General features: G+C 34.5%; 16 protein-coding genes. All 16 read right to left on the reverse strand.

What is annotated here, in order from left to right:
- Window position 1: 1 nt before the first annotated feature.
- Complete coding sequence (locus A9Q68_RS10180; RefSeq protein ID WP_071794588.1) at window positions 2-490, reverse strand: hypothetical protein; 489 nt, start codon at window positions 488-490, stop codon at window positions 2-4.
- The gene (locus A9Q68_RS10185) at window positions 487-1,380 is read right to left on the reverse strand and encodes a DUF6731 family protein (RefSeq protein ID WP_071794589.1); all 894 of its coding nucleotides are present in this window, start codon (window positions 1,378-1,380) and stop codon (window positions 487-489) included. Before A9Q68_RS10185 ends, A9Q68_RS10180 begins: the two co-directional genes overlap by 4 nt.
- Before the next feature lie 156 nt (window positions 1,381-1,536).
- Entirely contained in the window at window positions 1,537-1,965 is a 429-nt protein-coding gene (locus A9Q68_RS10190; RefSeq protein WP_071794590.1) for a DUF1492 domain-containing protein, read from the reverse strand.
- Window positions 1,958-2,278 carry a helix-turn-helix domain-containing protein gene (locus A9Q68_RS10195; RefSeq protein ID WP_071794591.1) on the reverse strand — a complete coding sequence of 107 codons (321 nt, stop codon included), beginning with the start codon at window positions 2,276-2,278 and terminating at the stop codon, window positions 1,958-1,960. Before A9Q68_RS10195 ends, A9Q68_RS10190 begins: the two co-directional genes overlap by 8 nt.
- Window positions 2,275-2,730, reverse strand: coding sequence for a hypothetical protein (locus A9Q68_RS10200; RefSeq protein WP_071794592.1), 456 nt, complete (start codon window positions 2,728-2,730; stop codon window positions 2,275-2,277). The genes A9Q68_RS10195 and A9Q68_RS10200 overlap by 4 nt, the downstream gene beginning before the upstream one ends.
- A complete protein-coding gene (locus tag A9Q68_RS10205) occupies window positions 2,714-2,941 on the reverse strand; it encodes a hypothetical protein (RefSeq protein WP_071794593.1) in 228 nt (75 codons plus the stop codon). Before A9Q68_RS10205 ends, A9Q68_RS10200 begins: the two co-directional genes overlap by 17 nt.
- Window positions 2,942-2,944: 3 nt before the next feature.
- Complete coding sequence (locus tag A9Q68_RS10210) at window positions 2,945-3,199, reverse strand: hypothetical protein (protein ID WP_071794594.1); 255 nt, start codon at window positions 3,197-3,199, stop codon at window positions 2,945-2,947.
- A 41-nt stretch (window positions 3,200-3,240) separates the two neighbouring features.
- Entirely contained in the window at window positions 3,241-3,759 is a 519-nt protein-coding gene (locus A9Q68_RS10215) for a DNA cytosine methyltransferase (RefSeq protein WP_071794595.1), read from the reverse strand.
- Window positions 3,731-4,534, reverse strand: coding sequence for a DNA cytosine methyltransferase (locus tag A9Q68_RS10220; protein WP_071794596.1), 804 nt, complete (start codon window positions 4,532-4,534; stop codon window positions 3,731-3,733). The genes A9Q68_RS10215 and A9Q68_RS10220 overlap by 29 nt, the downstream gene beginning before the upstream one ends.
- Window positions 4,535-4,536: 2 nt before the next feature.
- On the reverse strand, window positions 4,537-5,019 hold the full coding sequence (locus tag A9Q68_RS10225; RefSeq protein ID WP_071794597.1) for a class I SAM-dependent methyltransferase: 483 nt from the start codon (window positions 5,017-5,019) through the stop codon (window positions 4,537-4,539).
- 1 nt (window position 5,020) lies between these two features.
- On the reverse strand, window positions 5,021-5,233 hold the full coding sequence (locus A9Q68_RS10230) for a hypothetical protein (protein WP_071794598.1): 213 nt from the start codon (window positions 5,231-5,233) through the stop codon (window positions 5,021-5,023).
- A complete protein-coding gene (locus A9Q68_RS10870) occupies window positions 5,230-5,406 on the reverse strand; it encodes a hypothetical protein (RefSeq protein WP_165605247.1) in 177 nt (58 codons plus the stop codon). The genes A9Q68_RS10230 and A9Q68_RS10870 overlap by 4 nt, the downstream gene beginning before the upstream one ends.
- Entirely contained in the window at window positions 5,403-5,804 is a 402-nt protein-coding gene (locus tag A9Q68_RS10235; RefSeq protein ID WP_071794599.1) for a YopX family protein, read from the reverse strand. The genes A9Q68_RS10870 and A9Q68_RS10235 overlap by 4 nt, the downstream gene beginning before the upstream one ends.
- Window positions 5,801-6,184, reverse strand: coding sequence for a RusA family crossover junction endodeoxyribonuclease (locus tag A9Q68_RS10240; RefSeq protein WP_071794605.1), 384 nt, complete (start codon window positions 6,182-6,184; stop codon window positions 5,801-5,803). The genes A9Q68_RS10235 and A9Q68_RS10240 overlap by 4 nt, the downstream gene beginning before the upstream one ends.
- 171 nt (window positions 6,185-6,355) lie before the next feature.
- A complete protein-coding gene (locus A9Q68_RS10245) occupies window positions 6,356-7,327 on the reverse strand; it encodes a DUF1351 domain-containing protein (RefSeq protein ID WP_071794600.1) in 972 nt (323 codons plus the stop codon).
- Window positions 7,328-7,339: 12 nt separating this feature from the next.
- A partial coding sequence (locus A9Q68_RS10250; RefSeq protein ID WP_206281805.1) for a recombinase RecT occupies window positions 7,340-7,703 on the reverse strand: 364 nt, incomplete at its 5' end.

Genomic DNA, 7,703 nt, shown 5'->3' on the forward strand with positions numbered 1-7,703 from the left:
ATCACTTAGGTTCTATTTTTCTTATTTTTCTTGATGTCTTCTTATTACCTTCGTAAAAGTATAGTGCGAATATTAAAATAACCATCACAATACTTGATATTAAGAAAAATAACGTTGTCGAAATAAACAAAAATGACATATAGTTTATTTTCATCTGATTGTTTAATAATAGCCTATATACTGAACATATAATAATGTTTAGCATACCTGATAAAAAAGGAATTATCACGGATACCATTAGTTGCCATTTTGCTTGTTTAGTTTCAAAGATACTTTTCATAATGCTCGTTGACTTTGAAATGGATGCTAAAATTCCAAGCATAGCACCTAAAAATCCTGTCATTATTGAAGAAAAGTTTAATACATCACCGATAAATTCAGTAATGTTTAACTTTTCAAAGATATCTTTTGTACAAAAACTAATCACTAAAACACTTAAAAATATTGATCCATAGATAAACCAATATCTATTTAATTTTAAAAAATTCATATGTTCCTCAATACTTTATGGATAGACTCGCTATATTTTTGTTTCATTTCTTCAAATACTGAATCAGGTCTCAATGTCCTCCCTTCTTCACTATATGAAAAATTAATAACATCAATGAGTTTGTTTTCAATAATATCGACTGTTTCTAGTCTACTACTACTATCATTTCTCCCTCTTATCTCAAGTTTTTTCATTCCAGCTCTATCGTAGGCTAAAACTTCATGAGCAATACTATCTGGAAGAAATTGTTTTCCATTGCCATCTTTTTTTGCTTTTAAAATAATAGTAGCATCAAAAAGTTCAGAATCTCCAGGGCCTATTTGCGGTCTAAACGCTGAAAATATATCAAATGTTCCATGAATGTTAGAAGATTGATTTAATCCAACTGCAATAGATTTTACTTCAGTGAATGAATTTGCCACCCTTTCAGCGTCTTGTTGTAAAATTACAGGTAATCGCAAATCTATATGATTTCCCATTTTTTCAAGAACACTGCTAAGGAACAGTTCAAATTTTGTTGTACTGATTGAATTCCTATTAACCTGTAGCATAAATATATGATTGTTTCCATCATAAAGGGCTGACATACGCTCACCTAAAAATTCATCTTCTGCGAGATCTAAATCTAAAGATGCTCCTCCTACCCGAGTCCTTGTAGGAAAATTAAAATCTCTCAACTCCTCAACAACAATATGATAAAAATTATTACTATCAGTTGGTCTTTTTAATCTTTCCAAGGTATAGTATACGTCAGAAATTTTAAAAGTATATTTCTCATCTTCATTTTCATAAAGAGTTGAAACCCTATCAAAAATTGTCGTTAGATCTAATGCATCGTCACCATCATAACAAGCATGATAGTAGAACCTTATCGGTTTGTATTTTGCCATATGTTTTTCTCCTAAATTTTATCACTTTAATCATACTACTAAAAAAGCCCTTACACAATAGGCATAAGAGCTTTTCCGATAAAATTTAGAGTTTGAAATAAAACGGCAAAATTTAGGAGATTATGCTGCTTTCACATATTTCATATTACCATATTATCACTTGAAATGGATATTTTGGGAATAAATGGATATTAGATTTTGAATACCTGTTTTTCTAACATTTTGAAAGGTCTTTTGGTGCCCGTTAAGCTCAATGGAAATTTCTTTCCACGTCATACCGTTGACATAGAATAATCTTAGAACTGCTGTTTCAATCGGGTCATTAAGTTGGTCAATCATCGCAACAAGTTCACTTCGTTCATCATAGAGATTACTGATCTCTTTTTCTATCTCTCTAGCTTTATCAATAATTTTGATATTAAGATTTTCAGTGCTATTTGAGTCGCTATCACTTTTTGGCTCGTCTGTAAATTTTGGAGACCTTTGAATACCTGATTTTAGAGAGGTTAACTCTTCTTTTTTTGATTTAATAATGGTATCAAATAATCTCAATTTCTTAAGCTTAAAAATAATATCTTCAGTCAACTGGCTTACCTCTCTTCGTCCATCTGATTAGTTTGCCACATTCGTCATTTTCCCAGTCTGGTGGTATTCTAGCGCTTGAGTCTCTGATATAGACCTTCTTTTCAACTACTTTCCCATTCGTGACGTCCCACCCAGCTAACCAGGCCGGCTTGACTCCAAATGCTTTTGCAATTTGCTCAGTGATTTCAAGTGATGGAACGCTACTGCCATAAAGATAATTTGCGACAGTTGTTTCTTTAAGTCCGCACTTAATAGCAAATTGCCTTTTATTTAGCTTATGTAAGTCTTTTAAATATCTAAGACGTTTTTTCACGGCATTTCCTCCTTCAAACTAACCCAATCAAAATTCTTGTACTTATCGCATTTTGCTTCTTCTTTAGTCAATTGCATTGCTTCTGATTTTATACCAGTAAATTCTAAATGAGAATTGAAGCCATTTCCAATATTTTTGACATATAAATTAGTTTCAAAACCTAATTTTTTATCAACCATTTTTACCATTAAAACCCCAAGTTCTAGTTCAGGTGGCTTTTCTTTTTTGCCATTGATCATTTCAATTAATTCTTTGTAAGGCTTCATTAAAAAATAATATTGGCCAGTACCAGTTAAAATGCCAGAACCATAGCACGTTTTTTCACTTAAAAAATCATCAATAATTGTAAAATTTTCTTCTGTGATAGCGATTATCTTGTCAGTATCAACTGATAGCTTGAAGCTTTCGCTTTCTGTTTGGTCCCAAGCAGTTAAATTATGAATTAGGTTCATCTTCTGTTACCTCAATTTCAAACCATTTACTATTTCGGCCATAATCAATTTTTGTCACACTATCTTCAACCGTCATGTCGGCTGCCCAAACAGGTAGCTTAAACTCATCCCGACAAATGGTGTGAAATTTTGCCACTGCTTCGTCAAAATGTTCAAATTGCCCGCGTTCATCACGAGTACCATTTTCAACATAATATAATTTATATGCCATTTTTTATAACTCCTTTACTGAAACCCATTCTAAGTCTGGATATTTTGATCCAGCTAAAGCCTTACTGATTAATAATTGCCATTGGGCGTTTGGTACGTTTTCCAATATATACCTAGCTTGTGATTTTGGAATAGTTATTGTTGGTTCTCCAATCCTATTCCCCTGCTCGTCAAATTCTTTTAAATTTTTACAAGTATATTGATAATCATCTTTACGAATAATCAATACGCCTACAAATTGTTCTTCTTCAATCTTCATTTGCTACCTCTTTTTTCTTCAAAATGTAATAAAGGTGTTCTTCAAATCCGTTCATGCTGTGCCTCGTTTAAAAACAGTTGGCTAAAAATAGCCTCTAGCACATCAACCACAATCGCGTTTCCTGCCTGCTTGTATAGCTGACTGTTACTGTTTACTTGTTCAGCTTTTTTGAAGTCTTCATCACTGCACCCCATTAATCGCCAACATTCTTTTGGTGTTAATTTTCGAATGCGGTATTCCGGCAACTCTACTGCATAGTTATCTTTTTGGACAGTCGTAATTGTGTTACTTGCTCCAATAACTACTGATAAATCATGGTTATTAGCTTTGACAGTTCTACTCAAATTTTTGTAAACTCCTCTCTGAAATCGTTTTGATACATTAGTATAAATCGTTCCAATTACAACAGCCTTACTGTCATTTGTCGTTATTGTATGTGCCATGTTTTTCTGCACTCTCCCTCTTCTTGTTTTGCTAAATGGATAGGCTGTGTCAATCCCGTCACCATCATTGGCTATCAGATAGCCTTTTTTAGTTGCATTTTTTATTAATATGCTCAACTACTGCCCCCCCTATAGACTGTTGATTTTGTACACCAGCGTTATATCTAGCAGTTATTGCATTCATTACTTTTTTTACTTTTGGTTTTAATATTGTCGAATCAACAACTTCCTTATCTAAAACTTCATTTTCTGAAACTATTGTATAAAGTAATTGATTTGCTTTATCAGTTGTCAGATAATATTTTTCATCTACTTCATCATCCAAAACATCTTTTAATCTGATAGTCAGCTCTTGTTTTTCAGGGAAAACATAAGGTTCATGATTACCTAAAATTGAGACACAAAACACACGCTCCCTGTTTTGAGGTACACCAAAATCTTTTGCATTTAATACTTGCCAATAGTTTGTATAACCTTGACTTTCTAGCCACTCTAACCATTTATCAAAATTAGGCTTATGTTTTTTACCAACTAAGTTTTTAACATTTTCCATCAATAGATATTTTGGTTTTTTAGCAGCTATTACTTTTTGACATTCCCAAAGAAGCCCTGACCTTGTTCCACTGTTCATATCAAGTCCAGCTTGTTTTCCAGCAACTGAAATATCTTGACATGGAAAACTATAAGTGAATAAATCATGGTCAGGAATATCAGTTGGGTCTATTTTGGAAATATCCCCTAAATTTGGACAATCGCCATGAATTGCCTCATAACTTTTCAAAGCATATTTGTCGATTTCTGCAATAGCAACAACCTCATGATCAATACCTAAATTTCTCAATGCCATACGTTGTGTGCCTATACCCGAGAAAGCCTCAAATACTTTAATCATTTCTATCCCCCATTTCCAGTAAGTTCAAATTTCATAAACGTCATCCAGTGAGTTGTTCCTCGTTGCTGGCCAAATAGTGGCTTAAATGGTATTGCTGATAAAACTTCCTTTACATTTAGCTGACAATCAGACCATTTAAAAACTAAAGTACCACCGACTTTTAAAACTCGCATACATTCTTCAAAGCCATTTGAAATATCTTCTTTCCAGTTGTCTTTATCAAGTTGGCCATACTGTGCTTTCATAATTGAATTCTGGCCAACATGTTTTAAATGTGGTGGATCAAACACAACCAAGTTAAATGTATTGTCTTCAAAAGGCATATTTCTAAAATCGCCAACAATATCAGGGGCAACATTTACATGCTTCCCATGAATGTCAAATGTCTCTTGTCTGATATCCATAAACGTGGTATGCTCTTCATTTTTGTCAAACCAAAACAACCGACTTCCGCAACAGGCATCTAAAATTTTAATTTCTGACATTTCAGCCCCCATTACCAGTCAACTCTGCAATACGTTTTGTCTGTCTGCTTACTTGCTTATGCAGTCCGTCAATTTGCTTGTTTTTTACTTTGAGTTCGGATTTGAGTTCTGTGATTTCATTTTGTTTTTTACTTTCAGCTATGCTCATGCCAAGCGACAAACTGGCAAATACAATCGCTATAATATTAAGCACTTCTGTTTTCCAATCTTTCATTCTTCCACCTTTTCAAATCTTCCGTTATAAAACAAATGTTCTGACATAACCCAAACTTCGTCATCTAAATCTTGATAAATAACTACTGGCGTTTTTCTTACTGCAAGCTTTCCTTGACAAAGCACCTCATAGATATCCCCAGTTTCCTTGTCTTTATATAAATCGCCTATCATTCTTCCACGCTTTCTAGTTCATAGATGTTTCCGATGATTTCCTCATCTCCAGTCCAAGCGTATCCTTGGTCAATTCCTTTGAGATAAATTGTTGGCATTCCACCTATAAAAGTGCCACCATATTCTTTTTCAATGTAAACTTCATGCGGACAACCGCTAGTACATCTAATTTCATCTCCGACAAACACTTCATTTTTGTTTTTATCAAACAGACCTGTTGATTGCCCAACAGTCTTTAAGTCAACAGGGCACCAATCTCCAAGTGCAACATAATCTTCTTCGCTTTCAATAATACCGTTAACGATAAGTGCGTTATTTCCGTCAACTATGAGATTCCCGTATACCCATTGACCTTTGTTGCTTTTATCAGTCGATTTTCCTCTAAACTTTGGTATCATTCCACTTCCTCGATTTCTATAACTATCTTGTATTTCTTTTTTATTTGGCTCAGTCCACCATATTCAAAACTAAACAACTTGATAACTTCGTGGTTGTCATCAGTCCAGATGCCAGCGTCTGTGAAACCGTCTAAAATTGCTTTTATTGTTGGATAAAAATTAGGAGGGTCGAGTCTTCGTCTTGTTGGACTAAAAACCGCAACTGATACTTTACATGGCTTTTTCGGGCTGTAAGACACTGACGAACCACTAGCTTTTAGCTTCGCTAGTTGTCTTAAAAATTTTGTGATATTAGCTTGTTTTCTAAAATGTAAACGATCATTACTTGAAAGCATTTCTTTTCTTTGTTTTGTATTTTCTAAAATAAATTCATATTTCATACTTTCACTTAAAATCACACCCGCCCACTTATGTGTGAGCATACGGCTTGGACGGGTGCAACAATCCTTTATATCATCAGTCCTGTTAATCTGACGATAGACAAGAATTTCCTTTCTTGCTCGGAAAATATTATTACTGCAAAGGCCGAGCCTCACTTTGCAATAAATTAGTTAATTTACCTTTTTCATACCTACTAGCGTTTCAAATTCATAATCATTTTCGTCAAGGAAAGTCTTAAACTTTTTGGCTTGTTCTAAATCCATGATGAATTTGATTGTTGTTTCATATTTAGCAACCGCTACTGGTCGTTCTAAAATCTCCCCAGTTTCTTGATTTACAGCTTTAATTGTAGTTCCAACCATTTCCTTGGCTTGCGCTTCAATAGCTGCCTGACGCTCAATCTGAGCCTTCTCATCAGCAATACGCTTAGCTTCATTCAATTCACGGGTTCGTTTGATTTCTTCAATATCTCGATTGATAAAACCTAAAATCTCAGCAAGTGAAGCACCATTGTCATACTGCCTGATATAGCTTGCCGGTCCTAAGTTATTCTTGGCACATAGGTCAGTTATTGCAATTAGGTCTGCGTCACGTTGGTCTTGCTTTTGGATTTCATCAATAATAATTTCATCAAGTTTGTCTTGAGTTGATTTTTTAATGTTGAAAGTTGGTGTGAATTCTGTTGCTTTAACAAATTGGTCAAGATATTTATCGAAGACCTCTTTATTTAGATTAGCTTCTTCAGCTTTTTCATAGAAATAGTGCTTGACTTTGTCCTTTCGGAGCATTTTTTGGTTTTCTTCATAACCGTCAATTTGATTTTTAAGCTCTGAAATGAGGGTTTTTAGCTTTTGGTATGGAATTTTATACTGGTTTTCAAATTTTGCATAAGGATCATTGATTTCTCTCTTTATTTCCTTGCGCCTATCTTCTAATTTTTTATCAAGAGCATTAAGCTCTGTCCTGGCTTGTTTGACTTCTTCAATCGTATTAACTTCCAAGTCAAATGTGCTATACCAAGCAACTGCTTCTTCAACACCTTTTTCAAAACTTTCAAAGTCATTGAAAGACACAACTGCTGGTGTGTAATTGATTTCAATGCTATCTAGGGCATTTACTTTTTCAGCTTCTTTAATCGCCATGTTTTGCCCTTTCTATACCGTGAATGGTAGGTCTTCGTCCGATATTTGTTCAGACGCTTGGAATAAGTCAGGTTGTTGCTCGTCAATTACTGGTTCAGCTTGTTGCTGATTATATGACTCGATTTCCTTCATTTTGCGAGCTTTAACTTCTTCTTGACTTTCAGATGGCGTTACGTCAATTGGGTCATTTTGTCCCATTTCGTCAGTAGTATATAGACCGCCAACATTTTCAGAGAACGCTTCACGCATAGCTGATACTAGGGCAACTTTACGGATCATCAATGCTGGCATTTTCGCCCACATGGATTTTCCAGTATTGTATGCTTTAAAATCGGCGTCAGCTTCGATTGGGAACTTTCTGTCTTTACGGTAAACT

This window comes from Streptococcus bovimastitidis, assembly GCF_001885095.1.
GTDB classification, from domain to species: domain Bacteria; phylum Bacillota; class Bacilli; order Lactobacillales; family Streptococcaceae; genus Streptococcus; species Streptococcus bovimastitidis.